The organism is Pseudenhygromyxa sp. WMMC2535, assembly GCF_011083025.2.
Genome location: NZ_JABJWV010000001.1, coordinates 2345743 through 2371690, shown reverse-complemented (window position 1 = coordinate 2371690; position 25948 = coordinate 2345743). Strand labels below are relative to the sequence as shown.

The following is a 25948-nucleotide window of genomic DNA, read 5'->3' as shown; positions in this document are numbered from 1 at the left end:
GATGAGGGGATCCTATTCGCTGATCTGGAACTCGGCTACCACGAGGTCGATGTCGTCCTCGTCCTCGGGCACGATGCGGACGCGCCAGTCGCCCACGTATTCCGGTCGCAGCTTGAGGTAGGCCCGGGTCTTGTACGCGTGAATGTCGCGAATTCGAACTTTCCCGCGCCGCGTGAGCAGCCCGTCCTTCTCCCAGTAGACCCACACCGTCTCCTCCTCGCGGGGATGGACCACGCGGAAGCACACGTTGACCAGCTCATCGGCGGCGATCGAGTAGCGCTGACTGGCCGGCACGCAGTCGCCGCCTTGGTAGTCCTTGCCGACCTCGACCGCGTCGATGTGGATCCCGCTGCGGCCGATGGCGCCCAGGGGGGGCCCGTCGTGGATCGAGACCGGGAGCTTGGCGAAGGCCTTGGCGTTGTCCTCGGGGGTGCCGCGGGGGATCACACTGGGCGCGCGAGGATCGCCGGCCGCGGCCGTCGGCAGCGGCTTGGGGCCCTCGGCGGGCGCGTCGTCGCCCGTGTCCGTGTCGGAGTCCGTGCCGGCCTCGGACCTCGACGGCGGGCGGGGGTCGGCCTGCCGGGGCGGCGTCTCGCTCGGGTCTGCCTGGGGATCGGCGGGCGCCGTGTCGGCCTGCGCGGCGCCGGGGGTCTGTCGAGCGCGGGGCTCGGGTCCCTCGCCCTCGCCCCGCGACAGCACGACGACAGCGGCGATGACGGCCACGACGCCGACGACCAGCAGCAGGCCGCGCTTGGAGGTGGGCCGCTGATCGTGCTCGAGCATCTCGGCGAGCTCGGTCTGGTTCGGCCCTTCGGGCTCGCGCGCAGCCTCGGAAACCGTGGCTGGGCCGGACTGGGCTGGGCTGGACTGGGCTGGGCTGGGCTGGGCTGGGCTGGGCTCGCCCTCGTCTCGGACCAGCGAGAGCCGAGCTCGGCGAGCCCCCGAGCTCTCGGGAGAGCCCACTGAGACACGGCCCCTGGACGACGAGGAGGCGCTCGCTGCGGTCCCCTCGGCGGCCGAAGAGGGCCGAGCGTCACTTCCCGCGGCGTCGGCCGAGCTGGCGAGTTTGGGGCTGGAGGCGTCGGGGGAGCTGGCAGCTTCGGCGGTGGAAGCTTTGGGGCTGGAGGCTTCGGTGCTGGAAGCTTCGGCTTTGGAGGCTTCGGCGTCGGCCGAGCTGGCCCCGGGCTCGCTGGGAGCTTCGGCGCTGGTGCTGGAGGCTTCGGCTTTGGAGGCTTCGGCGTCGGCCGAGCTGGCCCCGGGCTCGCTCGGCGCCGCGGCGTCGGTCGAGCTGGAAGCTGGAGTGCCCGAGCGGGGATCCGCCTGGGCCGGCGTCGGGACGGGGACCGGGGGCGCGACCTCGCGGGCTCCGACCGCCGGCGCGGGGACCGAAGGCGGGGCGGAGACCGAAGGCGGCGCGACGCTGGAGCGAGCGGGGGCGCTGGGGATCGTCAGCGCAGGCGCGGGAGGGGTCGGTGGCCCCCCAAAGGCGCCCGACACCGAATTGGTGGTCGTCGAATTACGAATTTCGCGGGTCGGCGGGGAAAAGGTCGGGCGCGGGACCTTTTGCGGCGCATCCTCGTCGCCGAGGAGCTCGCTCCAGCCGGAGTCGAACACCGACTTGGGCTTGGGGGGCTCGCCGGTAGCGTCGGGGGGCTTGTCCGAGTCGCTGGCCATGATCCCTCGCGAGCGGGCTCGCGCAAGCAGGCACTGTGCCTCAGCGGCCGCGGCCCTCGCAAGCCCGCCGGAGGATCTGCCTGGATCTGGCCGCAGGGCCTCCACCTGTCGTTTGAACGCGAGCTCTCGCGCCCCTTCATCGTGTTTTCTCTGCGAGACCAGGAGGTGAGCTGGCGAACCTGCGCATGTCGCCGAGGCAACACCCGCGGCCCGATGCCGACCTCGGCGGGCGGGGCTTGTCGCCGCGATCCCCCAGCGTGGTGTCCAGACCTCTGCGTGGGAGAGGCGTCACGGCCTGCCGAGTGTCGACATTTGCCTCGGTCTGCGCAGTCGCGGGAGGAGATCGCAGAAATTACAGTGAGCTCAGCATGGTGATTGCTCGATTCAGATTGGAGAACCTGGAAATGCTTGAATGGTTTTGGCGGCCATCCTAAAAAATAACATCGGTTTGATCATGAAATATCGTCACGCTCGTATCTTCTCGTTTGCAACGATCTGCTTTTCGATGGCCGCGACGGCCTGCTACTCGGGCCTCGACCTCGACGAGCAGGACGACCTCTTCGGTGGCGTGAGCGCTGGCGATGGCACGGACGAGGGCGGCGACGTGGGGGAAGACGGCGACGCGAGCGGCGGAGAGACGAGCGGCGGCGAGACGAGCGGCGGAGACACGAGCGGTGGAGACACGAGCGGTGGAGACACGAGCGGTGGAGACACGAGCGGTGGAGACACGAGCGGCGGCGAGACCGACGATGGCGGCGAGACCGACGATGGCGGCGAGACCAGCGACTCGGGCTCGAGCGAAGAGGAGTCGACCAGCGACAGCGGCGGAGAGACGTCCACGAGCGGAGGCGAGGAAGAAGAGTCGACGAGCGGGGACAGCGAGGAGAGCAGCGAGGGCGACATGCCCGACAACGCCTACTGCAACCCCGTCGACGACTGGGACGCGTCGTGGGTGGCCTGGGAGCTCGAGGTCATCGAGCTCGTCAACGCGGCCCGGGCCTCCGGGGGCAGCTGCGGCAGCGAGGGGACCTTCGCTGCCTCGGGTCCGCTGACCTGGGAGGCCACGCTGACCTGCGCGGCGCGGGTCCACTCCATGGACATGGGCGAGAACGACTACTTCAGCCACACCAACTTGATGGGCAACGGCCCGGGCTGGCGCCTGGATCAGGCCGGCTATAGCGGCGGCGGCTGGGGCGAGAACATCGCGGCCGGCTACGGCAGCCCCGAGGACGTCGTCCAGGGCTGGCTCGACAGCGACGGCCACTGCGCCAACATGCTCAACGGTAGCTTCACGCTGATCGGGGTCGGCTACGCCAATGTCGCCGGCTCGGACTATGGCCACTACTGGACGCAGACCTTCGGGAATTGATTATAAAGGGGGCTTTCGCAAAGCCCCCTCACTACGGGCGGCAGAGCCGCCCTTCGTACACCCCCAACGCTCGCCTCGCGGGTCTCGTCATGGAGACCTATTGACACTCGGACTCGGCGGGTCCGCAGGGGAAGCGCAGGTGCAGGTGGCCATCGTGGCCAGGCGCGTGGCGGATCAGCCCGAGGTTGGCCTTGAACCCGCGCGGGTATTGGATCAAGGCGTCGAGCGCCTCTTCGCTGGCGCCGGCCTCGACGGCGGCCTTGTAGAGCCGCCGCTGGCGCTTGTAGTCGAGGAAGATGATCTCGATGACGCCGGTGCCGACGAAGGCCTGGACGAGCTCCCAGGTCGCGCGCCAGTCGACTCGCCTGGCCGTGGGCGGGAGGGCCTGGGGCACCTCGACGCGCAGGGGCAGGCGAATGTCGAGGTCGCGGCCGGTCTGGTGCGAGTTGTGCCCGCCGATCTCGCCGCCGCGCTGGCGGCTCATGGTCCCGACGCGGATCTCCAGCGGGTAGTCGCTGGTGACTCGAAAGCGATCCAGCGCCGCGACCACGTGGCGCACGGACCAGGTCGTGCCCCAGGCGGAGTTTGGGTAGCGCAGCGTGTAGCCCGGGCCTGGGGGGATCTGTACGCCGGCGATCAGCACGCCCTCCTGGGGCGGCCCGACCCCGTGGGCCCCAGGGCGGACCTCGGCCGCGCGCAGGTCCGCGGGCAGGTCGTTGATGATGGCGTCGTAGACGATCGGGTCGACCCAGACGTCGAGGACCTCGCCGGCCTCCAGGCTGCGCCCGAGCGCGCCGACGTTCCACGCGCGCAGGTCGCTGCTGTCGACGCCGTAGCGGCGGGAGATCGACAGCCAGCTCTCGCCCTCGCGAAAGGCGTGGCGCAGGCGTTGACGCGGGGGCGGGCTGCGCCGGGCGTAGACCCGCAAGTGTTGGGGCCGGCGGGGGTGGAGCTCGTCGCCCTCGGCGATGTCGTTCCAGGCGCGCAGGTTGTCGACGTGGACGTCGTAGCGCGCGGCGAGCTGGGCCAGGGTCTCGCGGGGGATGGTCTCGTGCTCGATCCAGCGAGGGAGCGAGCCGGGCTCGTGGGCGGGCATGTGCCACGAGGGCTTGGCGCGGCTACCGTCGTGGCCAGCGCTGGCGCGGGCGTCCGTGGTGTCGGTCTCGGTCTTCGCGTCGGTGTCAGTGTCAGTGTCGGCTTTCGCCGCGACCTGCACCGACTCGACCTGGCGCTCGGTGAACTCGCTGGCCGCCTTGCGTTCGAGCGCGCCCTGCACCTCGGCGGCCTGGACCTCGCAGCCGAGGGTCGACGCGAGCGCCGGCACCAGGAGCGAGCGCAGCGAGCGAGCCATGACCCATGGTACCTCAGCTCGAAGGCTCAGACCTCGTCGGGGGTGTCGGTGGGGATCTCCAGAGGCGCGTCGCCGGGCAGCTCGGGGAGCGTGGGCGAGATGGCAGGAGCCGGCTCGTCTGGCGGTGGCGCCTCCTCTGGTCGACGTGGGAGCGAAAAAGGCCGCGGCTCTGCCGGCGGGGGGAGCTCCTGGGGGCCGCGGCCTGGGCCGGGCGGCGGCTCGAGCGGGCGCGGCTCGCTGGGGCCAGGGGCGGGCGGCGGCTCCTCCTGAGGCTCGGGCGCAGGTGAGGGCGAGGGCTCGCTGGGAGCGGGCTCGCTGGGAGCGGGCTCGGTGGTGGCAACGAGCTTCGAGCCAGGCGCGACAGGTGAGTCAGAGTGCACGACCACGAACATTACATCCTCTCTCGAGCCCAGGTGTCGGAACTCGGGCGCATAAAGGGCGCGCGGCCTCGCTGTCCAAGCTCGGGGGGCCTGTGCATACTCCTGCCATGAAGCGCCAAACTTCATCTCTCGCGATGGGCCTGCTGCTCGCCTCGCTCAGCGTCGGCTGCGTCAGCGCCAAAAAGTACGAGGCACTCGAGGCCGACCTCGCCAAGACCCGCGACGAGCTCAGCCAGTCCCGCGCGCAGAGCCAGGACCTGGAGGCCGCCCTCGCCGACGCGCAGCTGGAGATCGAGGCCCTCGGCGGCCAGATCTCCGGCCTCGAGGAAGACCTCGCCGTCGCCGAGGCCAGGGCGAGTGACGCCGAGAGCCAGCTCGCCAACGTGCTCAAGGACCGCAGCAGCCTCGAGGCCTCCGTCGAGGAGATGCAGCAGGCCCTGGCCGAGCTCCAGCGCCTCAAGAAGCAGGCCGAGGCCCGCGCCTCCGAGTACCGCGGGGTCCTCGCCAAATTCAAGAGTCTGATCGACAACGGCAAGCTCAAGGCCAAGATCGTCGACGGGCGCATGGTCCTCGAGCTCCAGACGGACATCTTGTTCGGCTCCGGCTCGGCCAAGCTCTCCGAAGAGGGCGCGGCGACGATCCGCGAGGTGGGCGGTCTGCTCGCCGAGATCCCCGAGCGCCGCTTTCAGGTCGAGGGCCACACGGACAACGTGCCGATCAAGACCAAGACCTACCCCTCCAACTGGGAGCTCGCGTCCGCGCGGGCGATCAACGTGGTCAAGGAGATGGCCGACGCTGGCATGCCCGGCAAGCGGGTGAGCGCGGCCGCCTTTGCCGACACCCGGCCCGCGGCCAGCAACGACAGCGACGAGGGCCGCGCTCGAAACCGGCGCATCGAGATCGTGATCGTCCCCGACCTCTCGGATCTGCCTGGCGCGGATCAGATCGAGAAGATGTTCAACTCGCAAAGTTGAATTGGTCGAAGGACCAGCCAAAAAAGGCCGACGTGCGAAAAGCGCGTCGCCTTTTCTTTTGGGTGCGATCCCGCCCCGTGACCAATGCCGCTTTGGGGCGAAGAACTTTCTCGTGAGACAAGAGACGTACCGGACAGCCGGCACAGTTCATAATGGCCGCTCGAGTAAGGTCGACTCGTTCAACGTCGACTCGGCGCGCGCACGCGAGAGAAGCGGTGAATTCACGTAGATACTGAAAACCTCGCGAAGTTTTGGGTGTAAGGGTGCACTGATTAATCGTGAAAGAATGATGAATGTGGACGCTCCTCAATGGCTGGCCCAAGGAACAGTTGGTGGTCCTAATGACTGTCCCAAAATGCCACTAGGGTCTTGACCGCTGCGAGACGGTGCCCTATCGGTTGAAAGGCGAGAGCGACGATTTGCACCGCATTCGTTGTTAGGCGGCAAAAATGCGATGTGGGATACATCTTACACGCACATTGAAAGCAGCCCCCCTCAATCTGTCCCAGAATGCCCCGAAACAAGATGGCACCTCGACAAGCCACTCAATTTGGCATGAATCGACCCAAGACTATACGTAATTCTGCCCATGGCGATCTGAGCGTGAAGGACGCAAAAACCGGCATCGCGCCCCTCGATGTAGATGGGACGCTCTATCCGGGCACTCTCGGGATCGATCTACTTCGCGTGCTCATGCGAGCGGAGCTTTGCGATCTCGACGCGGCCGCGGAGGTCTTTGCGATTGGCGGTGCGCACCAACGCGACGAGATCGATTTCGAGACCATGGCACGCGGGGCCTACGAAGCGTATGCGCGGGCCCTGGCCGGTCGCAGCTGCGCCGAGGTCGAGGCCCAGGCGCGGGCGCTGTGGGAAAAGAAGCGGGGCAAGCTGTTCGCCTTCGCGCCGACCTTGATCGCCGAGCTGCGCGCGAGCGGCCGCGTGCCGCTGCTGATCTCGGGCAGCCCGATCGAGATGGTGCGCCTGGTCGCCGACGAGCTCGGCATCGAGGAGGCGCACGGGGCCGTATTCGCGCGGGCCGAGGGGCGCTACACCGGCAGCGTCGCGTTGGGCTCGGGTGTACCGGGGGCGAAGGCGGAGATCCTCGCCGGCGCCTTTGGCCGCCGGCCCCGAGATCTGCAGCGCAGCTTCGCCATGGGTGACTCGCTCACTGACGTGGCTATGTTCGAGGAGGTCGGGATCGCCTTGGCCTTCGAGCCAACTGTCGAGCTCGCCGAGCTCGCGCAGACGCGGGGCTGGCCCGTGGCGACCCGGGGTGACGTGCTCGAGCGCGTCCGCACCCTCCTCTGCCTCGAGCGGCTCTCCGGCTCGGACCGCACAACCTTCGACAGCCAAGGCTCGCCATGCTGACCTCCTCTCTCGTCTCTGTCCGCGATGTCCCCCCGCGTCCTGCCCTCGACCGCGAGGTGCTCCACGCTCGCGATTTTCTGACCACGCGCGTGCTCGAGAGCGTCCGCCCCGACGGGGCGATCCTCGGTGACTGTGAGAGCCGCGTGCTCGAGTCCGCCCTGGCCCTGCACCTGCTGCGCGTCCTCGACCGCCACCTCGTCTGCCGCGAGCGCGCCGTCGGCTACCTGCGCCGGGAGTGGCGCAAGGGGGCCCTCGACCCCTTCCACCGCGCGCTGGTCATCGCCGCGCTCGGGCTGGAGGCGGAGTCCTCCTCGATGGCCGCGGTCTCGGCCTTCCTCGACGGCTTCGAGCACTTCTCCTCGCGGCGCAAGCACGTGCTCTTCAACATCATCCTCGGCGCGGTGGGCGGGGCGATGCCGGACCTCGGCCTGCGCGAGCAGGACTTCGTCCCCGGGCCGGAGCTCCAGCGCTGGGTCTCGGTGATGACCCTCGCCCTGGGCGTGCTCTACTTCGTGGGCCGCGGCCAGCCCGAGCGCATCGACCCCGCGCACATCGAGGTGCTCAAGCTGGCCGCGCAGCCGCGAGAGCGCGGCCAGACCTGGGAGCAGTACCTGCTCGCGCGGCTGCTGGCCATGCTCGCGCTGGCGGAGCTCCCCGGCGAGCGCGACTTCGTCGCCCGCAGCGCCGACGAGCTCGTCGGTCAGCAGCGCTTCGACGGCGGCTTCTCCTTCATTGCGAGCATGGAGATCTTTGCGACCGCGACCGCGGGCCTGGGCCTCGTCGGCGCCGGCCTCCCGCGGGCGACGCTGTGCCGCCTGGGCGACTACCTGGCGGGGCAGCAGCGCAGCAACGGCGGCTGGGGCTACGCCCACGGCGTCAACCAGACCGACGTCGACGACACGGCCTACTGCGTCGAGTTCCTGCGCGCGGTCGATCCTTTCCGCTATCACGGCGCTCTGCGTCGCGCCGAGGCGTACATGGTCGACATGCAAAACCTCGACGGCGGGTTCCCGACCTTCGTCCGGGGTGCCGCCTCCGAGGTCGCCATGACCGCCGCCGTGCTCAACGCCCTCGCGCCCAGCCACCAGCGCTACAGGGGGCTGTTCTCGCGTGCCCTGAAGTTCATCGCAAATCACCAGGATCTCGACGGCACCTTCGAGCGCAGCTGGAGCAGCGCGCACCCCAACGCCATCTTCCGGGCGCTCTTGGCCCTACAGACCCAGCAGAGGTGCCTGTCCTCGCTCGAGCGCCTCCAGGCGGAGCGCCGCGCCATGTCCTATCTGCGCCTCTCGCAAAATGACGACGGTGGCTGGGGTCACATCATCGGTGACGGCAGCGACCCGATCAGTAGTGCGTATGCGCTAATCACGCTGAGTCACTTCGACGCGGGCTACACCATGGGCCGCGGCGTGTCCTACCTGATCGATCAGCAGCAGAGCCACGGGGGTTTTTCGTCGCGCCCCGACCAGTCGGGCCCGCGGCCGATTGCCTATGACGTGCCGGTGCTGGCCGATAACTTTGCACTCATCGCACTGAACCATGTGATCTCCACGCATCCCCTCAGCGAACAGCCTTTTACGGCGCTGAACACCCGAAGGGGGAATCCGGGCGGCATGAATTTCAGCTGGTCTAACGATACCCAAATCTGGCAAGTTGAACGGGCGAGCGACGCATGAGCGAATGTATCTTCAAATGGGTCAAGAAGGACGACCTCATGGTCGGCGTGAACACCGCAGGCCCGATCGACGACAAGACCTGGGCGGCGTTCATGGAGGACTTCACCGCGGGTGACTTCAGCTACTACATCGGCGGGACCTTGGGCATCCTCGAGGTCTCTCCGGTGCAGCGCAGGCAAGCCGCGGTCGCCCTGCGCGAGCACAGCATGGGCCTGGTGGTGATCACCGACGACGTGCTGGTCCGCGGCGTGGTCACGGCGGTGTCCTGGCTGGGCGCCAAGGTCCGCTCCTTCGCGTGGAAGGACTTCGACCGCGCCATGGACCACATCAACATCGTCGACCGCAAGCAGGAAGTCACGGAGATCCTGGACCGCCTCCGCGCCGAGTGCCTCGCGGAGCTCGAGGCGCAGCGCGAGGAGCGACGCCGCAGCCTGCACGGCTGAGCTCGGACGGCTCTGGAAGCGAAAAGCCGCCCGACCACAGGTCGGACGGCTTTGGGGTCGCTTCGGGCGGGCCGGTTCTACGTTTCGAGGCCCCCGCAGACCTCGCGGATGGATTGCGCGCCATGGAGCGCGGGGAACTCGGCGCGCTGGTCGACGGAGATCGACCGGATTGGCTTGGTGTGATCCTCGCTCGTGCTCGAGAGCTCGGAGAGTTGGCGAGGACGATCGTGAGAGGTCGCCCGAGTCACGAGGTGCCCAGGCGAGTTCGGCGGGCAGCGGCCCCAATCGGCTCAGGCCGCCGCTCCCGGACTAGGTGGTCCCTCCTTTCGCAGCCGCCGCTGCTGGGATGAAACCAGGGAGAATCGTGGCTTGGGTTTCGATCATGCACACCTCCTGTGCCGGGTGCCTGAAACGACGCTTCGATCGTAGCAGTGATCGCGGCGGCCAGCCAAACACAACCCCGCCACGCGCCGGCGCCGAGCTCGGTCGTGTTTTGGCTAGCGCAACCGGGGCGGGGCGCCGCTCGGGGCCTCGATGCGCCCCGGCCACCAAGGCGCGAGGCGTGAAAAATTTCCGCGACAATCACCGAAACACTTCACCAGGCAATTCCGAAGGAGTCGCTGCGCCCCGAGGTGTAGCTAGTGTGCGCGCCAGAGGACTTGAAGGGTCTCAGGCGCCGGACCGCCGGTCGCTGACGAGGCGCGAGGAGGGAGTTTGTCGGGCACAAATGACTGACGAGCAACGAAGTCAGCGGCCGGTGCTCCAAGCCTGGGGCCCTTCAAGTCCTCTGCCGCGCACACTAGTTCACGGGGATCTGGTTGCCAGCCGTGAAGGTCCGCCCGGTCGCGTCGGTGAACACCATGTCGACGCGCGCGCTGACCGGGGGGAGGTTGCTGCGGTCGATCTGCATGAGATCGCTGTCGACCAGCGTATAGACGCTGTCCGCGTCGAGGGCGAGCGCGCCATAGATCAACACCTCCTCGCCGCCGGCGCCGTCGTCGAGGGTGATGCTCACGTTTTGCAGGCTCATGTCCCGGTAGGCCTGATCCAGGGCGAGGTAGCCCTCGTCGTCCTGGATGCCACACATCGGACAGGGGGGATCTTCGGGCTGCGGGATCGACCAGGGGTCGGGCATGTCGCCGGCGTCGATGGCCGCGTGGGCGGGGAGCTTGGTGTCACGTGGGGTGGTGTCGCAGGCCTGGCACTCGTAGGGGACCATGGCGGGCGCCCAGGCCCCGGTCTGGGCGTCGGGGTCGAGCTGGGCGAGGGCGCTGTCGTAGTCCTGCCACCAGCTCTGGCGATCGACGTTCGCGCCGCTGCACTGGCTGCGCAAGCTGGCGCAGCGGCCGGGATCGGAGTCGAGGGCGTCGCAGGTGTAGGCGAGGGCCTCGCAGGCGGTGACCAGGTGCTGTTGGTAGGGCGACTGCGGCCCGTGCAGCGTGGCCATGATCGGGCTGCCGTCGAGGACCCGGGGGACCCCCGAGTCGTAGATCTTCGTCATGAGCTCGTCGACGCTCTGCGCGGGGTAGTAGCTCCACAGCAGCGCGGCGACGCCCGAGAGGGTGGCCGCGGACACGGAGCTCCCGGTCAGCGGGCCGCGGCGAACGCCGTACACGCTGCCCACGCCGCCGAAGCCCACGGTGGCGATGCGCGCGTCGGAGCCCGGGCGGAGGTCCTGGAGGTTGTCGAGGGACCAGTCGAGGGGGGTGGCGGCGTAGAGGAGCTGGGAGGTCTGGGGCGCCGGGTTGGCGACGCCCACGGACAGGCAGGCGCCGGCGTCGAAGCCGGGCAGCGCCTCCCAGGCGCCGGGGCTGATCCCCCCGCTCACGCAGCTCCCCGGGGGGAGGTTGCCGCTCGCGGCCACGACCAGCGCGCCGCGGCACCCGGCGAAGCCGATGGCGTCGCGCACGGCCATGACCGCCTGATGGTCCGTCTGCCCGCTGTCGTCGAGATCTCCGAGGCTCGGCTCCCACCCCACGGAGAGGTTGATGATCAGCTTGTGGTCGGTGTTCTCCCACGCGTCGACGGCCGCGGCGATGCCCTCGGCGAGCTCGCTTTGATAGCCAAAGTAGCCGCCGCGGGCCTCGTCTCGGCCGACGCCCTCGATCTGCGGCAGGCCCAGGAAGGTCTCGACGCCGCGCCGGCACTGCTGGCCCTTGCTCAGGGCGGGGACGCAGCCGTTGGCGACGTTGGCGATGATCGCCGCGATCGCCGGGCCGTGGGCCGAGCGGCCGTCGCTGGCCTGGGCGGGGGCGGTGTCGACCACGGAGATCTGCACGGGGGCGCCGGGGCGGCCGATGATGTCGTCGGTGCCGCTCACCATGTCGACGCCCTGGGCGAAGGCGAGGTCGAGGCGCGGGCCGAGGCCGTCGTCGAGGGGTCCCTGGGGAAAGACCTTGCAGTCGGGGGAGACCAGCGGCTCGACCGCGGCGGGGAGCAGCCCGGGGTTGGGGTCGGTGTTCGGGCCGCCTTGCCACAGGTAGCGGCAGTAGCGAGGCAGCGAGCCCTGCACGTCGAGGCCGTCGAACATGCGCTCCACGGTCCACGGCGAGCCGGGGTCGGGGACCGGGCAGTCCCCCGAGACCTGGGCGATCTGTCGCCCCGTCTCGCACTGGGTCGCCGGGGGCAGGGTCGAGGACGCGCCGCAGGGGGCCTCCTGGCTGATCGGATCGTCGCCCGTGTCCGCGCTGGTCTCGGCGTCGTCGCCCGCGTCGTCGAGGACGTAGACATCGTCGATGGCCTCGAGCGCGCCGCCGCGCAGGTGGGCGTCTTCGTCGTGAAGATCGCAGCCGGCGGTCAGGCTGGCGAGGCTGGCGAGGGAGAAGGTGAGCTGGCGAGAGAACTTCGGGCTTGCGGTGACCATGCTTGGCGCTCCGCAGCTCCCTTTGCGCGCCAGGGCGAGTGTCTGACGCTCCCTCGTGCAATCGGCCGCGCGCGCGGCCCGAAGCCGGGCGTGGGGCTCAGAGCAGGGCGTAGCGCAGGCCGCGATCGCGGATCACCAAGGTGTCCGCGCCGCAGTGCTCGAGCAGCGCGAGCAGGAGCGTCGCGCCGGTGACTATCAGGTCGGCGCGGCCCTTGCCGAGCAGCGGCACGGCCTGGAGGCGCTCGAGGCTCCAGGTCGCGAGCTCGTCTCGCAGCGCGCGGATCCGGTCGATATCCAGGCGCAGCCCGTCGACACGGTCACGCTCGTATCGCTCGAGGCCCGCGGCCAGGGCTCCGATGGTGGTCACCGTGCCCGCGAGGCCGACGAGCTCGGGCGCGGGCGCGAGCGGCTGGGCGGCCAGGCAGTCCCGCGCGGCGGCGGCGATCGCCGCGATCGCCGAGGCGCTCGGCGGGTGGCCGTCGATGAAGCGCTCGCTCATGCGCACCGAGCCCATGCGGTGGCTGACGGCCTGCTCGATGTCCAGGCCGCGGCCGACGATCAGCTCCGTGGACGCGCCGCCGATGTCGACCACGCGCAAGGGCTGGTCCGCGGGTTGCTCGAGGGCGATGGAGCGGTAGGAGAGCGCGGCCTCCTCGTCGCCGGAGATCATCCGCACCGGGGCGCCGAGGATTTCGGCGGCTGGCTCGAGGAAGTCCTCGGGGTTTTCGGCCATGCGCAGGCCCTCGGTGGCCACGGCCTCGAGGCTCTCGATGCCCTCGGCCGCGGCGATCGCCCGGTAGCGGCGCAGGACCTCGAGGGCGCGGGCCACGGCCTCGGTGGCCAGGCGACCGCTGGCCGCGACGCCCTGGCTGAGCCGGGCGACCGTGGCCTCGTCGCGGGCGATGGCCAGCGCGCCATCGGGGCCGCGGCTGGCGATCAGGAGCAAGATGGAGTTGCTGCCGATGTCGATGACGGCCTTCATGGCCGCGGCACGATCGCCCGCGGGCAGGGGCCTGTCCATGCCCCCGCCGCGCGTTCGTCTTTGATCTCGCCAGCGCGGGCTCAGGCCGCGGGTTTGTCCTTGCCGCCGCCGCCAAAGAAGTACTGGATGCCGCCGCCGAAGAAGAAGCCGTCCTTGATGCCGCCCTCGATGTTGATGCCGAAGGTGTCCTTGACGATGATCCGGAAGCTCCCGAGGACGTTGATCAGCGGGTAGACCGGCCAGGTGCCGCCGGTCTGGCGCGAGCCGAAGGCGTCGAGGTCTCCGCCGCGGCACTTGTCGCGGGAGCAGCTGGCGAAGGTCGTGCCCGTGGAGATCAATCCGCCGGGCGCCATGCCGCCGTTGTCGTCGACGTCCTGGCGGGAGATGTCGGACGCGTTCCCGTCCCCGTCCTGGTCCGTGCCGGGGTCGTCGTAGTAGCGCGGGGTGCACTTGCGGAAGTCCGCGGTGTCGCTGAGCGTGTTGCAGTCGGGGCCGACCTCGGGGCCGCCCAGGGGCGTGCGCGAGATGCCGTCGCCGACCAGCACGCCGATGCCGACGCCGCCGCCGCCGCCCAGCTGGATCTCGACGTCCTCGTTGCGATAGAGCGTGCCGCGGCCGATGAAGTTGACCTCGACGGTGAACATGCGCAGGTCGATCTCGGTGTAGTCGGCGGCCGTGAGGTCGCAGCTCGAGCCGGGACCCTCGTTGACCGTGCAGCTGTCGCGGTCCCACTCGCCGTTGTCGATCCACAGCGCGTCGGGCGGGGTGATGTTCAGGTAGCCGAGGTTGACCGAGATGTCGAAGGCCCGGGAGATCCGCCGGGTGTAGCCGCCGTTGACGTAGAAGTTGCAGCCGTCGACCTTCACCAGGCCGTTTTCCTCGCCCCAGTTCCCGACCTCGTTGCGACACACCGAGTTCGCGTAGGAGGCCAGGGCCTTGTTGAGGAAGTAGGAGGGGATCAGGTGGATGCCGCCGCTGACCCCGATGGCGTTGGCGTTGAAGTCGCCCTTCTTGACCGGCCCGGTCTGCTCCTCGAATTCGTCGTCTTCGTCCTCGCCCTCGATGTCGACCGGGTCGCCGCCGACGGGGTCGTCGGCCGGGGCCTCGCTGGGCCCCTCGACACCCTCGGCGCTCTCGCCCGCTTCGCCAGCAGCGTCAGCCGCGCCGGCCTCGGGGTCCGCGCTCGCGTCCGCGCCTGCCTCTGCGTCCGGCGGCGGCGGCTCGGCGAACCAGCTTTGCAGCTGCGGTGCGTGCGTGAGCTGGTGGACGTCCCCCGGGGTCAGCTGCACCGAGAAGGGGCTGGCCTCGGCGAGCCCTGGGATGGCCAGGGTCAGGGCGAGGGCGGTCGAAGGCAGAAGCAAGCGCATGGACCGATGATACGCCCGTGCGCTGGATGACCGCAAAAAGCTCCAGGTTGGTTGGACTCGAGCTGGCTCCGCCCCGAGGTGGTCGGGTGTGGGACCTCGCAATGTCACAGCTCGATCTCGCGCCACCCTCGGCCCAGAAATTTCCCCCCCATGGCCAGGCCCAGACCCCACACGTAGATCACCGCCGCCGTCCAGATGCCCTCGAGGCCCAGGCCCAGGTGGGGCCCCAGAAACCAGCTGAGGGGGACGAGCAGGCCAAAGTGGAGCAGGCCCTCGGCGACCATCACATAGGTGTTGGCCCCCGCCCCATAGAGCGCCTGGGAGAGCACCAGCCCGACGACCATCATGGGCAGGCAGGTGGCGATCAACCGCAGGGAGGTGGCCGCCGCCGCGGGCACCGCCGGATCGTTGGGGGCCCACAAGGTGATGATCTCCTGGGGGAAGAACCAAAACGCCAGGCCGATGGGGATCACGGCCAAGATCCCCAGGCGGACCGAGTCCCAGGCGTAGCGCGCCGCGAGCTCGGGCTTGCGCGCGCCCAGGCTCTGGCTGACGGCCGTGGCCGTGGCCGTGCCAAAGGCGAACAGCGGCATGAAGCACAGCGCGCCGGTGTCCATCAGCGCCTTGGTCGCCGCGGAGTAGGTGTTGCCGGTGCCCTCGGCGAAGTCGATCTGCCCGACGAACTTGAAGAAGAGCAGGAAGCCCGCCATCAAGATCACGCTGGCCGAGCCCGAGGGCAGCATCAGCTTGACGATGTTGCGGACCACCGCGCCGTCGAAGTTGCGCCGGCGGTAGAAGTCGAAGCGCAGGCGGTAGCGGGGCAGCGCGCTGACCCCGATCATGATCGCCATGCCCAGGTAGGTGGCGATCATCGAGGCCCAGCCGGCCCCGGCCAGGCCCATGCGCGGGATCCCCAGGGCCTCGTTGCCGTAGATCAGCAAGTAGTTGAGGCCGATGTTGAACACGTTCATGACCACGGCGGCGATCAGGTGCACGTAGGTGCGGCCGATGCCGTCGAAGAAGGCCTTGTAGGCCGCGGTCACGACCATCGCCCCGATGCCCAGGGCGCGCAGCTGCACGTAGGTGGTGCCGAGCTGCTTTTGCTCGAGGCTGGCCTCGGCCAGGAAGTCGACGGCGGCGGGGCTGAGGAACCAACCCACGAGCATGCCGACGATCCCCGCGACGACCGCGACCAAGGCCGCGTTGAAGAGCACCTGGCCGGCGCGCTTTTCCTGGCCCTCGGCGAAGCGCCGGCCAGTCATGGCCTGGGTGCCGTAGGAGACCGCGGCGAAGAAGCCGCCCACCGCCCAGTACAGGGGCATGCCCAGCCCCAAGGCCGCCTGCGAGGCCGTGGCCTCCTCGGCCTCGAGGCGCCCGACCATCAGGTTGTCCGCCGCGTTGACGAAGTACTGGGTCAGCATCGCCAGCATCACGAAGGAGCCCAGGTAGAGCACCTTGCGGATCAGCGGGAGCTCGGGGAGCAGGTGGAGGCCCTGGCGGGGCCGATCATCGAATTCGGTGAGCTCGACCAAAGCTGCGGGCGTTGTAGCTGTTTTTGCCGGGTAGGCGCGAACGCTGAGGTGGATCGGCCGTGGGTCGCAAGGAGCTGCCTCGTCGCGTGTGCGCGCGGATCCCGTGGCCTCGGAGGCGGTCGCACCGGCCACAGGGCCGCAGCGACCGCCGTGTGGCGCAGGGCACGATTCGAGCGCGGTGCAGCGCGCACGAGCGCGAAATTCAGGCCGCCTGCGTGGGCGTCGGCTCGCCGCGGTCCAGCCAGCGGTTCATGACCACGCAGGCCGTGAGGTCGCCGCTGACGTTGACCGCCGTGCGGCTCATGTCGAGGATCCGGTCGACGCCGATGATCAGCGCGATGCCGCTGGCCGGGACACCGATGCCCGTGAGGATCGTGCCGAGGATCACGATGCCCACGCCGGGGGTGCTCGGCGAGCCGATCGACGCTCCGATCGTCGTCACCATCATCATGATCAGCGCCGTGGTCGTGAGCTCGATGCCGTAGACCTGGGCCAAGAAGATCGCGGCGGTGACCTGATAGAGCGCGGTCCCGTCCATGTTGATGGTCGCGCCCAGGGGGATGATGAAGTCGGCCACCGGGGCGTCGACCTCGAGCTCCTCTTTGGCCGTGGCCATGGACAGGGGCATGACGGCGGCCGAGCTCGAGGTCGAGAAGGCGAGCAGCTGCACGCCGCGGATCGCCGCCAGGAACTTCAGGGGGCCGCGCCGGCCGAACACGGCGACGATCACCAGGTAGACCGTGAGCAGGCCGAGCAGGCCGAGGAGCACCGTGCCCACGTAGATGCTCATGCCCAAGATCGCGTCGAAGCCCACGCGGATCGTGATGTCACAAAGCAGCCCGAACACGGCCAGGGGCGCGATCGCCATGGCCCAGCTGACGACCTTCATGGTCGCCTGCTGGATCGCCTCGGCGAGCTCGAGCAGCGGCCGGCGCTGGGTCTCGGGCATGGTCACCAGCACGACGCCGGCGACGATCGCCAGGATCACGACCTGAAGCATGGCCTGGTCGAGCTGGGCCTCGAGGGGGTTGGTGGGGATCAGCGCGGTGAGCTGCTCGGGGATGCTGCGCTCGGGGAGCTCGGTCGACGTGGCGATGCCCCCGGCCTCGCCGACGGAGGCGATCAGCGCCGAGTCCACGTAGTCGCCGGGGCGGATCAGCAGCGCCAGGCCCGCGCCGATGCTCACGGCGACGGCGGTGGTCGCCACGAAGTAGGGGGCGATGCGCAGGCCGACCTTGGCGAGGAATTCGCGGTCGCCGGTGGAGTTGAGCCCGACGACGATCGAGGTCGTGACCAGGGGCAGGACGACCATCTGGATCAGCCCGAGGAAGACCCCGCCGGGCAGGGCGACCCAGTCGGCGACGAGCAGCGCGGTCTCGGCCGAGAGCAGGCCCACGCCGCTGGGGGCGAGGAGCAGGCCCACGCCGATGCCGGCGATCATCGCGGCGATGATCTGGGCCCACAGCTTGCTGCGCAGCAAGAACTCGATCTTGGCCAGCAGGGTCTTGGGGTCGAAGGTCTCGACTTCGCGCTTCACCGGGCGAGTGTCTCGTCTGAGGCTGCGGGGTCAACGACCACGGAGGGCTCTTCGCGCGCAAAACCCGGGTCATGTCGCGTCCGCGGGCCGTGGATTCCGATCACTGCGTGCTGCTAGCATCCGCCCCGTGCCCAAGACCTTGTCCTTCGACTGCTACGGGACCCTGATCGACTGGGAGTCGGGGATCGTCGCGGCCATGCAGCCAGTGATCTCCCGCCACGAGCTGGTCTGCTCCTCCGAGGATGTGCTGGCGGCCTTCGCCCGGGCGGAGTCGGCGGTCGAGGCCGGCGCCTACCGTCCCTACCGCGAGGTCCTGCGCCGGACCTTCTCGGGCATGGCCAAGGACCTTGGCTTCGCGCCCCAGGCCGACGAGCTCGAGACCCTGGTCGAGGCGCTGCCGAGCTGGCGACCCTTCCCCGACACGGTCGCGGCCCTGCGCGCGCTGAAGGCCGCCGGCCACCGCCTGGTCCTGCTCTCGAACATCGACGAGGACCTGTTCGCGCCGGGGACGGCCGCGGCCCTCGAGGTCGAGTTCGACGCGCGCTTCACCTCGGCGCAGGTCCGCGCTTACAAGCCCAACTCGGCGCTCTTCGAGCACGCCCGGGCGCGCCTGGGCCTGAGCGCGCGCGATCACCTGCACGTCGCTCAGTCGCGCTACCACGACCTCGAGCCCTGCCAGCGCCTGGGCATCCCGGCGGTCCACGTCGTCCGCGATAGCGGCCGCGAGCACCGGGCCACGCCGATGATCGAGGGCGCGTCCTCGGCCGCGTGGACCGTCCCCGACCTCGCGGCGGTGGTCGCCCTGGTCGCCGAGCTCGAGGCGGGGGCGGTGGCGGAGGCCCAGCGTTGAGCCCCCGGCGCGCCAAGTCGCTGGCCACCCTCGAGAAGCAGGTGACCCGCTGCCGGGCCTGCGATCGTCTGGTCGAGTGGCGCGAGGCGGTGGCCGAGAAGAAGCGGGCGGCCTTCATCGACGAGACCTACTGGGGTCGGCCGGTGCCGGGCTTTGGTGACCCGCAGGCCAGGCTGCTGATCGTCGGCCTGGCCCCGGCGGCCCACGGCGCCAACCGGACCGGGCGCATGTTCACCGGAGACCGCTCGGGCGACTGGCTCTACCGCGCCCTGCACGAGACTGGCTTCGCCAACCAAGCCAGCGCGCGAGCCAAGGACGACGGCCTGGCCCTGCGCGGGGCCTGGGTGACCTCGATCGTCAAGTGTGCGCCGCCGGCCAACAAGCCCACGGTGGACGAGCGCGACGCCTGCCTGCCCTTCGCCCACGAGGAGCTGCGCCTGCTGAGCCAGGTCCGGGTGCTCGTCGCCCTGGGCAACTTCGGCTGGGACGGGGCCCTGCGCCTGCTCGCCGCGCGCGGGCACCGGGTCCGGCCCAAGCCCAAATTTGGCCACGAGGTCGAGGTCGAGGTCGGGCCCTACACGCTCCTGGGCAGCTACCACCCCAGCCAGCAAAACACCTTCACCAAGCGCCTGACCCGGCCGATGCTGCGCGCCGTGTTCGCGCGGGCGGCCGCGCTGACGCGCGAGGCTTGAACCCATGGGGATCGGCGAGACGCTCAGCGACGAGCGCAGCACCCTCGCGGGGGTGGCCACGGGTACGCCCGACGGTGGCGTGGCGATCGTGCGGATCAGCGGACCCGCGGCCACGCGCGTCGCCGCGGCCCTCGTCGAGGGCGCGCTCCCGGCCGCGCGCCGGGCTGGGCTGCGCCACCTGAGGCTGCGCCCTGAGGCAGACGCGGGCGCGGCGAGCGAGCCAGTCGAGCACGGGACAGAGCAGGCCGTGGTCGTCGTCATGCCTGGGCCGCGCTCCTTCACTGGTGAGGACGTCGTCGAGCTGCAGATCCACGCCGGCGAGCGCAACGTCGCCGAGGTCCTCGAGGCCTGCCTGGCCGCGGGGGCCGTGGCCGCGGGCCCCGGGGACTTCTCGCGCCGCGCCTTCGAGCTCGGCCGCATGACCCTGGACCAGGCCGAGGGCGTGGCCGCGCTGATCGGCGCGCGCACCCAGGCCGCCCTCGAGCAGGCGCGGCGCCTGGTCGCTGGCGAGCTCGGCGAAGAGGTCGAGGACATGCGCGCCCGGGTCGGGCAGCTGCGCGTGGAGATCGAGGCAAACCTCGACTTCCCCGAGGACGTCGCCGCCGCAGACGAGGCTCGCTTCGCCGCCACCGCCCAGGCCCTGGCCGCCCGGGTCGAGGGCTGGCTGGCGCGCTTCGAGGCCGGGCGTCGAGCCCGAAGCCGCGCGCGAGTCGTGATCGCGGGCCCGCCCAACGCAGGCAAGAGCGCGCTCTTCAACGCGCTCCTGGGCCGGCGCCGGGCCCTGGTCTCGGACCTCGCCGGGACCACCCGGGACTTCTTGGAGGCCGAGCTCAGCGTGCCCAAGCTCGGCGTCGACGCAGAGGTCGAGCTGACCTTGGTCGACACCGCCGGCCTGCGCGAGGACACGGCCGACGAGCTCGAGCGCGCCGGCGTGGCCCTGGGCCGCGAGCAGCTCGAGGGCGCGGACCTGATCGTCTGGGTCGAGGGCGCGGATCAGCCCGCCGGCAGCGAGGACATCCCCGCGCTCGCGCAGCTGCGCGTCGAGAACAAGGCCGACCTCGAGGTCGATTCGCCTCGCCAGGGCTGGCTGCGAGTCAGCGCGCACACGGGCGCCGGCCTCGACGAGCTGCGCGCGGCCATCGGCGACGCGCTCTCGCCTCCGGGGGAGCAGTGGATCGGCCTGGCCCGCCACCGCGAGCGCGCGGCCGAAGCTCTGGCCGCGCTCGTCGAAGCGCGGGCGCTGCTGGCCGGCGGAGAGGGCCTCGAGCTGGCCGCGTTCTCGCTGACCGTGGCGGACCGGCGTCTGGGGGAGATCACCGGGCGGGCGGCGCTGGGGCCGATGGGGGCGGAGATCCTCGACGCGATCTTCTCTCGCTTTTGCATCGGCAAGTGAGCCCTGCGCAGAGAGGGTCGTCGGGGATCGATACAGTCGATGATCCGCCCTGAGTTAGGATCGCAGTCATGAGCGACGGGAGCGCCATCGAATGGACCGACGCCACGTGGAACCCGGTCCGGGGCTGCTCGAAGATCAGCCCGGGCTGCAAGCACTGCTACGCTCAGACCTTCTCGGAGCGATGGCGTGGGACGCCGGGGCACCCTTACGAGCAGGGCTTCGACCTTCGGCTGGTGCCCGAGAAGCTGGCAGATCCGCTGCGCTGGTCGCGTTCGCGGACGATCTTCGTCAACTCGATGAGCGACCTGTTTCACAAGGGCGTGCCAGACACGTACGTGGGCGCCGTCTTCGACACGATGATGCTGGCCAACTGGCACATCTATCAAGTCCTGACCAAGCGCGCGCGCAGGCTCCGTGACTTCACCCGGCGCGAGTATCCCGAGCTCGCAGATCACAAGCACATCTGGCTCGGTGTCAGCGTGGAGGACCGCCGCTGGGGCTTGCCGAGGATCGACGAGCTGCGCGAGACGACAGCCGGCATCAAGTTCTTGTCCGTGGAGCCGCTGCTCGAGGACCTCGGCGAGGTCGATCTCTCGGGCATCGACTGGGTGATCGTGGGGGGAGAGAGCGGCCCTGGTGCCAGGCCGATGAAGCCCGAGTGGGCGCTCTCGATCCGCGATCAGTGCCAGGTGGCTGGCGTCCCCTTCTTCTTCAAGCAGTGGGGTGGGCTCCGAAAGAAGCTCGCCGGCCGCGAGCTCGAGGGGCGCACCCACGACGAGCTGCCGGCGCTTCAGCGGGCGTCGCCTCCGGCCCGGGCGGAGCGGCATCGGCGGGTCGAGATCCTCGAGCGGCAGCTCGCGGCGGGCTGCTGACGCTACTCGCGCTGGCCGAGGCGCATCGACAGCTCCACGTCGTCGGGGAGCCCGAGCGACAGATAGCCGCTGCCCGGGTCGCGCACGTAGCTCGCGTAGTCCGGGCACATGTCGGCGTTGTCGGCGATGACCAGCGCGCCCGGTCGCAGCCTGGCCTCCACGCGATCGAGCACGTCGCGGTAGAGCGCCTTGGCGCCGTCGAGGAACACGAGGTCGATGGTCTCGGGCAGGTCGCGGGCGAGGGTCTCGAGCGCGTCGCCGGGGCGGAGCTCGACGAGGTCGGCCAGGTTGGCCTCGGCCAGGTTGGCGCGGGCGCGGGCGATCTTCGCGGGGGCGAACTCGGTGGTGATGACCAGGCCGCCGCCGCCGTCGCGCAGGGCCGCGGCCAGGTGCAGGGTCGAGATCGCAAAGGAGGCGCCGAACTCGACGATCGTCCGCGCCCGGGTGCTGCGGGCGAGCATGTAGAGCAGGCGCGCCGTGGCCTGCGAGACCGCGAGCGGGACGGCTTCGAACGCGGCGTAGAGCCGTAGGTAGTCGGTCTTGCTGTGAACCATCGCCTGGAGCTGCTCGCGCGTGAAGCCGGTGGGCTCGGGCAAGGGCGCGGCGTTCTCGGCGAACAGGCGCTCGAGCAGGGCGGGGAGGGGTGCTCGGGACAGGGTGCTCATCACCGTGTTAACGTGGCGGGGATCGCCCGGGCTGGCGATTCGCGTTTGGGCGAGGCGGATGAGCAAGGCCAAAACCCCGCAGCTTTACTCGAGAAAAGCGCCGCAGCAGGCTCGCTCGGCCGAGCTCGTGGGGGCGATCCTCACCGCGGCGGTTCAGGTTCTGGACCGCGAGGGCGCCGAGCGCTTCACGATGAAGCGAGTGGCCGAGCGCGCGGGGGTCAGCGTCGGCTCGCTCTATCAGTACTTCCCCAACAAGGCCGCGATCTTGTTTCGGCTCCAGTGCGACGAGTGGCGCGAGACCACCGGCGCGCTGCTGAAGATCCTCGACGACGAGGGCGCGCCGGCCAGCGAGCGCATGCGGGCCCTGGTCTTCGCCTACATCCGATCGGAGGTCGCCGAGGCGCCCTTTCGTGAGGCCCTGGGCGAAGAGGCGCCCGGCTATCGTGCGCTGCCCGAGCGCGAGCAGACGCAGGCCGAGGCGCTCGCGGCCCTGGAGCGCTTCGTCGATGGCCTGTGTCCGCGCGCGCCCACGGGCGAGCGCGCGCTGATCCGCGAAGTGATCGCCACGACGCTGAGCAGCCTCGGTGAGACCTTCTCTCGCCAGCCGCGGACGTCAGGCGAGGTCGAAGCCTACGCGGCGGTCGTGGCCGAGATGCTCGGCGTGTACACGGCGCACCTCGACGAGACTCGGCGCGTGTCGGGGGTCCGCGAAAATTTACTTGGAAACAAGCCCTGAGACCGGGTTAGCGCGCCGAATTTTTGACATTGGAGGTCGTCCGAAACCACCATCTGCGATGCCCAAGCAGCAGACCCGGGACAAGAAGAAGAAAAAGAGCCCTGCGGGTATTGCGAAGTACAACCCCGGAAAAGACGTGAAGTGGCACGGAATGATGGGCCGCGCGCAGCCGGGCTGGAACACCGACGGCATCAAGAAGCGACCTCGACGGTCCTTCATGGGCAACCGCGAGTCACAGGTGCTGCGCCATGTGTCGCGGCAATTTTTCCCCTATCTCAAGAAGGTGAAGAAGGCCAAGCCCATCGAGATTCAGATGATGTGGGCGAACGACAGCTTGTTCGTGGGGACGAACAAGGACACGCCGACGCGGGCGCTGGCCGAGGTCATCAACGATCCCGACGAGATCGCCAACGCGCTGGGGAGGGTGTGGGGCAAGTCGGGCGAGACCCACGAGCGAACGAAGCGCAGCGTCGCCAAGCTCGAGCGCCTCGCGAATTTCGACTTCTCCGTGGACGTCGATGGCTTCGACGTCGACCAGCTGGCCGATCTGGCCTCTTATGACGAGGCCTATCAAATATACACAATGTTGATGACGAAGGTCGCCGAGGCGCTGGACTGCAAGAACAAAAATGCGGCGATCAAGGCCCTCAGTCCCACGCACGCCGGGCGGCTCTACTATGTGCTCGAGGGCAACAACCGTGGGCGTCACATCGAGGAGAAATTCATCGACATCCTCGAGGCCGCCAACTTTCGCGGTCCGGCGATCATCGCGGGGGTCAAGCGGCCGTGCGGGACGTGCTGGATCCGCCTGAACAACGCGGTGAAGAAAAGTGGGATCAACGTCGAGTTCAGCCCCTACCCCGGGCAGATCTGGAAGGGCCAGGCCGAGTCGCTGAAGGTGAGCAAGAGCGATCTCGACAAGTACGTCGAGACCGGCACCTATCAGAGCTTTCCGGGGGGGACGGACTACGACTCGGGCTCCGACTCCGAGGATGACGAAGAGATGTTCTGATGAAGCCCGACGCGTCACTCGGGCTTCATCAGCAGGCCGGTGCAGTCGAGCTCGAAGCGCCACGTCCAGTTGGCCTTGGGCTCGACAAAGAGCACGGTGCAGGCGGCGTCGTAGGCGATCTCGTAGGGGTCGCCATAGGGGAAGAAGGAGACGTAGTCGAGCTGTGTCTGCGGATCGAGTGGATCGGTGCAGCTCTCGGCCCAGCTCGGCTCCCCACAGTCGGGGGCGCAGTCGCGGCGCAGGGCGACGACCGTATGGGCCGCAGAGTCGTCGCCGCAGCCCGCGAACTCCCAGTCTTGTATGAAGGGGGTCGAGATCATGTAGCCGCCGCCGGCCAGCTCGCGGCTGCGATCGAGGATCCTCGCGCTCGCATCTCCCTCGTGAGCGACGTCGAGGGCGATGCGCTTGCCCACGCCCATGCACTCGTTTTCCTGCGTGGGGCAGAGCATCGGGTCGACGGCGGCGAAGCTCAGCGGGGCGAGCCACTGCGCGGCGTCCAGGTCCAGGGCCGCGAGTATCCCCGGGCTCGGGGAGAAGTCGTTCCCGAAGGTGTAGAGGCCGAGGAGGGTGTGATCGCTGGCGCGGCGGATCGTGTAGCTGTCGCTGCAACCCTCGCAGCCCCAGTGCGTGCCCTGCAGACGCAGCTCGGCGCCGACGTGGAAGTCCATGGGCGGGGCCCCGTCGCCGACGCTGCGGATTTCCAGCCAGCCGTCGCTGACGCCGTCGAGGACGTCGGGGGCCGGCTCGGGGAGGCCGCAGCAGTCCGCGCAGGCGATCTCGACGGGGCCGCCGCTGGCGGGCGGCTCGTCGTCGCCGAGGGAGAGCGTGTCGCCGTAGCCGAGGGCGCCGCGGGAGCCGTTCCCCCAGCAGTAGAGCTCGTCGTCGACCAGGGCGCAGCTGTGGAAGAACTCGGCAGACACGGCCGTGACCGGGCCGGGAAACTCGAGGGCGTCGGCCGCGGTGGGCAGCTCGTCGTCGCCGAGGTTGGAGCCCTCGAGCTCGGGGTGTCCGATGGCGGAGGCGTGCCCCCAACAGTAGAGCGCGCCGGACTCTCCGATGGCGCAGCTGTGCGAGGCGCCGAGGCTCAGATCGATGATCGGCTCGGCGAGGGGCACGGGGCCGGCCTCGGCGGGGCTGGGGTCGAAGCCGACGGGCAGCGTGTGGCCGTAGCCGAGCTGACCGCTTGCGTTGCTGCCCCAGCAGCGCAAGCTGTGATCGTCGAGGAGCGCACAGATGTGGCCGGCGCCCGCCTCGATGGCGATGGCGGGCCCGCCGAGCTCGACAGGGGGGGCCGCGGAGGGCGGCTCGTCGTCGCCGATGGCCTCGCCGGGGTCCTGGCCGAGGCTCGGTCCGTAGCGGCCCCAGCAGCGCACGGCCCCGCCCTCGAGCAGGGCGCAGCTGTAGCCGTTGGCGAGGGCCATGTCCTCGACCAGGCCGCCGACGTCGATCACGCCCACGCTGCTGGGCAGCTCGTCATCGCCGACGACGAATAGCTCGGGGTCCGCGTAGCCCAAGACCGGGCTGTTCCAGCCGCTTCGCCCCCAGCACACGAGCTCGTCGCCAGCGGTGCGGACGCAGCTGTGCTCGGGTCCGACCCACAGCGCCGTGGCCGGCTCCGTGAGCGGGACGGGGCCGACGTCGATGGGGCGCTCGTCGTTGCCGATGTTGTTGACGTTGCCCTGGCCGAGGGCGCCGTTGAAGCCATAGCCCCAGCAAAACACCTGGCCGTCGTCCCGCAGGGCGCAGGCGTGCTCGTCACCTGCACCGATGGCGATGGCCGGCCCGCCGATCTCGACCCGGCCACAGGGGAGCTCGTCATCGCCGAGGTCGTAGGCGTGGCCCTGGCCGAGCTGACCGACTTCGTTGTAGCCCCAGCAGGCGACGCTGCCGTCTTCGAGGCGGGCGCAGCTGAAAAAGCGACCGACCGCGAGCTCGACGGCTGGAGGCGAGGGCTGGGGTTGGCCCATGTCGGGGATCCAACCCGTGTCCACGGTGTCGGTGTCGGTGTCGGTGTCGGTGTCGGTGTCGGTGTCGGTGTCGAGATCGGTTTCGCTCTCGTCGTCGGCGTCGGTCTCGCTGGTCCCCGCGTCGCTGGTGTCGTCCGTCGTCTCGAGCTCGCTCGATTCCGCTCCCGTATCCGTATCAGTCTGCGTGGCGCCGACCGAGTCCTCGGCTTCCTCGCTGCCAGGGGACTCGGGAACACACGCCAAAG

At 69.7% G+C, this 25948-nt stretch carries 22 protein-coding genes; 11 read left to right on the top strand and 11 right to left on the bottom strand.

Annotation, left to right across the window (positions count from 1 at the left end):
* Positions 1 to 12: 12 nt before the first annotated feature.
* Positions 13 to 1674, bottom strand: a complete 1662-nt coding sequence (locus G6O69_RS08925; RefSeq protein WP_172303098.1) for a DUF2914 domain-containing protein — start codon at positions 1672 to 1674, stop codon at positions 13 to 15.
* A 505-nt stretch (positions 1675 to 2179) separates the two neighbouring features.
* Between G6O69_RS08925 and G6O69_RS39955 the strand changes: the two genes are divergently transcribed.
* Positions 2180 to 3043 (top strand): CAP domain-containing protein, encoded by an 864-nt coding sequence (locus tag G6O69_RS39955; protein ID WP_255215744.1) that lies wholly within the window; start codon positions 2180 to 2182, stop codon positions 3041 to 3043.
* 97 nt (positions 3044 to 3140) lie between these two features.
* Here G6O69_RS39955 and G6O69_RS08915 read toward each other — a convergent pair whose 3' ends face one another.
* Together G6O69_RS08915 and G6O69_RS08910 are read right to left on the bottom strand one after the other, a co-directional pair.
* Positions 3141 to 4394: a penicillin-insensitive murein endopeptidase gene (locus tag G6O69_RS08915; RefSeq protein WP_172303097.1), complete on the bottom strand. Its 1254-nt coding sequence runs from the start codon at positions 4392 to 4394 to the stop codon at positions 3141 to 3143.
* A gap of 26 nt (positions 4395 to 4420) precedes the next feature.
* Complete coding sequence (locus G6O69_RS08910) at positions 4421 to 4780, bottom strand: hypothetical protein (RefSeq protein ID WP_176396728.1); 360 nt, start codon at positions 4778 to 4780, stop codon at positions 4421 to 4423.
* A 101-nt stretch (positions 4781 to 4881) separates the two neighbouring features.
* On the opposite strand from G6O69_RS08910, the gene G6O69_RS08905 reads away from it, so the two are divergent.
* The 4 genes from G6O69_RS08905 (at position 4882) to G6O69_RS08890 (ending at position 9235) form a co-directional block, all read left to right on the top strand.
* On the top strand, positions 4882 to 5748 hold the full coding sequence (locus G6O69_RS08905) for a flagellar motor protein MotB (protein ID WP_172303096.1): 867 nt from the start codon (positions 4882 to 4884) through the stop codon (positions 5746 to 5748).
* A gap of 603 nt (positions 5749 to 6351) precedes the next feature.
* Positions 6352 to 7116 (top strand): haloacid dehalogenase-like hydrolase, encoded by a 765-nt coding sequence (locus G6O69_RS08900; RefSeq protein WP_176396727.1) that lies wholly within the window; start codon positions 6352 to 6354, stop codon positions 7114 to 7116.
* Positions 7110 to 8792: a prenyltransferase/squalene oxidase repeat-containing protein gene (locus G6O69_RS08895; protein WP_172303094.1), complete on the top strand. Its 1683-nt coding sequence runs from the start codon at positions 7110 to 7112 to the stop codon at positions 8790 to 8792. Before G6O69_RS08900 ends, G6O69_RS08895 begins: the two co-directional genes overlap by 7 nt.
* A complete protein-coding gene (locus tag G6O69_RS08890; protein WP_172303093.1) occupies positions 8789 to 9235 on the top strand; it encodes a hypothetical protein in 447 nt (148 codons plus the stop codon). Before G6O69_RS08895 ends, G6O69_RS08890 begins: the two co-directional genes overlap by 4 nt.
* A gap of 77 nt (positions 9236 to 9312) precedes the next feature.
* On the opposite strand, the gene G6O69_RS08885 is transcribed toward G6O69_RS08890, so the two are convergent.
* The 6 genes from G6O69_RS08885 to G6O69_RS08860 form a co-directional block, all read right to left on the bottom strand.
* Entirely contained in the window at positions 9313 to 9483 is a 171-nt protein-coding gene (locus G6O69_RS08885) for a hypothetical protein (RefSeq protein WP_176396726.1), read from the bottom strand.
* Positions 9484 to 10034: 551 nt separating this feature from the next.
* Positions 10035 to 12098: a S8/S53 family peptidase gene (locus G6O69_RS41515; RefSeq protein ID WP_172303092.1), complete on the bottom strand. Its 2064-nt coding sequence runs from the start codon at positions 12096 to 12098 to the stop codon at positions 10035 to 10037.
* A 97-nt stretch (positions 12099 to 12195) separates the two neighbouring features.
* The gene (locus G6O69_RS08875; protein ID WP_172303091.1) at positions 12196 to 13119 is read right to left on the bottom strand and encodes a Ppx/GppA family phosphatase; all 924 of its coding nucleotides are present in this window, start codon (positions 13117 to 13119) and stop codon (positions 12196 to 12198) included.
* Positions 13120 to 13160: 41 nt separating this feature from the next.
* Positions 13161 to 14447 carry a hypothetical protein gene (locus tag G6O69_RS08870; protein ID WP_172303090.1) on the bottom strand — a complete coding sequence of 429 codons (1287 nt, stop codon included), beginning with the start codon at positions 14445 to 14447 and terminating at the stop codon, positions 13161 to 13163.
* Between the two features lie 104 nt (positions 14448 to 14551).
* The gene (locus G6O69_RS08865) at positions 14552 to 16111 is read right to left on the bottom strand and encodes an MATE family efflux transporter (RefSeq protein WP_176396725.1); all 1560 of its coding nucleotides are present in this window, start codon (positions 16109 to 16111) and stop codon (positions 14552 to 14554) included.
* Between the two features lie 70 nt (positions 16112 to 16181).
* Positions 16182 to 17516: a dicarboxylate/amino acid:cation symporter gene (locus G6O69_RS08860; RefSeq protein ID WP_346017020.1), complete on the bottom strand. Its 1335-nt coding sequence runs from the start codon at positions 17514 to 17516 to the stop codon at positions 16182 to 16184.
* 127 nt (positions 17517 to 17643) lie between these two features.
* Between G6O69_RS08860 and G6O69_RS08855 the strand changes: the two genes are divergently transcribed.
* The 4 genes from G6O69_RS08855 (at position 17644) to G6O69_RS08840 (ending at position 21323) form a co-directional block, all read left to right on the top strand.
* Positions 17644 to 18366: an HAD-IA family hydrolase gene (locus tag G6O69_RS08855; RefSeq protein ID WP_172303088.1), complete on the top strand. Its 723-nt coding sequence runs from the start codon at positions 17644 to 17646 to the stop codon at positions 18364 to 18366.
* Positions 18363 to 19058, top strand: coding sequence for a uracil-DNA glycosylase (locus tag G6O69_RS08850; RefSeq protein WP_172303087.1), 696 nt, complete (start codon positions 18363 to 18365; stop codon positions 19056 to 19058). Before G6O69_RS08855 ends, G6O69_RS08850 begins: the two co-directional genes overlap by 4 nt.
* Positions 19059 to 19062: 4 nt before the next feature.
* The gene (locus G6O69_RS08845; RefSeq protein ID WP_172303086.1) at positions 19063 to 20451 is read left to right on the top strand and encodes a GTPase; all 1389 of its coding nucleotides are present in this window, start codon (positions 19063 to 19065) and stop codon (positions 20449 to 20451) included.
* A 68-nt stretch (positions 20452 to 20519) separates the two neighbouring features.
* Complete coding sequence (locus G6O69_RS08840; RefSeq protein ID WP_172303085.1) at positions 20520 to 21323, top strand: phage Gp37/Gp68 family protein; 804 nt, start codon at positions 20520 to 20522, stop codon at positions 21321 to 21323.
* 2 nt (positions 21324 to 21325) lie between these two features.
* Here G6O69_RS08840 and G6O69_RS08835 read toward each other — a convergent pair whose 3' ends face one another.
* Positions 21326 to 21988, bottom strand: a complete 663-nt coding sequence (locus G6O69_RS08835; protein WP_172303084.1) for a class I SAM-dependent methyltransferase — start codon at positions 21986 to 21988, stop codon at positions 21326 to 21328.
* A gap of 58 nt (positions 21989 to 22046) precedes the next feature.
* Between G6O69_RS08835 and G6O69_RS08830 the strand changes: the two genes are divergently transcribed.
* Together G6O69_RS08830 and G6O69_RS08825 are read left to right on the top strand one after the other, a co-directional pair.
* Positions 22047 to 22724: a TetR family transcriptional regulator gene (locus G6O69_RS08830; protein WP_172303083.1), complete on the top strand. Its 678-nt coding sequence runs from the start codon at positions 22047 to 22049 to the stop codon at positions 22722 to 22724.
* Between the two features lie 58 nt (positions 22725 to 22782).
* Positions 22783 to 23736 (top strand): hypothetical protein, encoded by a 954-nt coding sequence (locus tag G6O69_RS08825; RefSeq protein WP_172303082.1) that lies wholly within the window; start codon positions 22783 to 22785, stop codon positions 23734 to 23736.
* A gap of 14 nt (positions 23737 to 23750) precedes the next feature.
* On the opposite strand, the gene G6O69_RS08820 is transcribed toward G6O69_RS08825, so the two are convergent.
* Positions 23751 to 25946 (bottom strand): hypothetical protein, encoded by a 2196-nt coding sequence (locus G6O69_RS08820; RefSeq protein WP_172303081.1) that lies wholly within the window; start codon positions 25944 to 25946, stop codon positions 23751 to 23753.
* Positions 25947 to 25948: the final 2 nt, after the last annotated feature.

What these genes read in the sequence shown, in the direction of transcription:
- G6O69_RS08925 (WP_172303098.1), bottom strand. Translation starts at nt 1,674, where the DNA reads ATGGCCAGCGACTCGGACAAGCCCCCCGACGCTACCGGCGAGCCCCCC.
- G6O69_RS39955 (WP_255215744.1), top strand. Translation starts at nt 2,180, where the DNA reads ATGGCCGCGACGGCCTGCTACTCGGGCCTCGACCTCGACGAGCAGGAC.
- G6O69_RS08915 (WP_172303097.1), bottom strand. Translation starts at nt 4,394, where the DNA reads ATGGCTCGCTCGCTGCGCTCGCTCCTGGTGCCGGCGCTCGCGTCGACC.
- G6O69_RS08905 (WP_172303096.1), top strand. Translation starts at nt 4,882, where the DNA reads ATGAAGCGCCAAACTTCATCTCTCGCGATGGGCCTGCTGCTCGCCTCG.
- G6O69_RS08895 (WP_172303094.1), top strand. Translation starts at nt 7,110, where the DNA reads ATGCTGACCTCCTCTCTCGTCTCTGTCCGCGATGTCCCCCCGCGTCCT.
- G6O69_RS08890 (WP_172303093.1), top strand. Translation starts at nt 8,789, where the DNA reads ATGAGCGAATGTATCTTCAAATGGGTCAAGAAGGACGACCTCATGGTC.
- G6O69_RS41515 (WP_172303092.1), bottom strand. Translation starts at nt 12,098, where the DNA reads ATGGTCACCGCAAGCCCGAAGTTCTCTCGCCAGCTCACCTTCTCCCTC.
- G6O69_RS08875 (WP_172303091.1), bottom strand. Translation starts at nt 13,119, where the DNA reads ATGGACAGGCCCCTGCCCGCGGGCGATCGTGCCGCGGCCATGAAGGCC.
- G6O69_RS08870 (WP_172303090.1), bottom strand. Translation starts at nt 14,447, where the DNA reads ATGCGCTTGCTTCTGCCTTCGACCGCCCTCGCCCTGACCCTGGCCATC.
- G6O69_RS08845 (WP_172303086.1), top strand. Translation starts at nt 19,063, where the DNA reads ATGGGGATCGGCGAGACGCTCAGCGACGAGCGCAGCACCCTCGCGGGG.
- G6O69_RS08840 (WP_172303085.1), top strand. Translation starts at nt 20,520, where the DNA reads ATGAGCGACGGGAGCGCCATCGAATGGACCGACGCCACGTGGAACCCG.
- G6O69_RS08835 (WP_172303084.1), bottom strand. Translation starts at nt 21,988, where the DNA reads ATGAGCACCCTGTCCCGAGCACCCCTCCCCGCCCTGCTCGAGCGCCTG.
- G6O69_RS08830 (WP_172303083.1), top strand. Translation starts at nt 22,047, where the DNA reads ATGAGCAAGGCCAAAACCCCGCAGCTTTACTCGAGAAAAGCGCCGCAG.
- G6O69_RS08825 (WP_172303082.1), top strand. Translation starts at nt 22,783, where the DNA reads ATGCCCAAGCAGCAGACCCGGGACAAGAAGAAGAAAAAGAGCCCTGCG.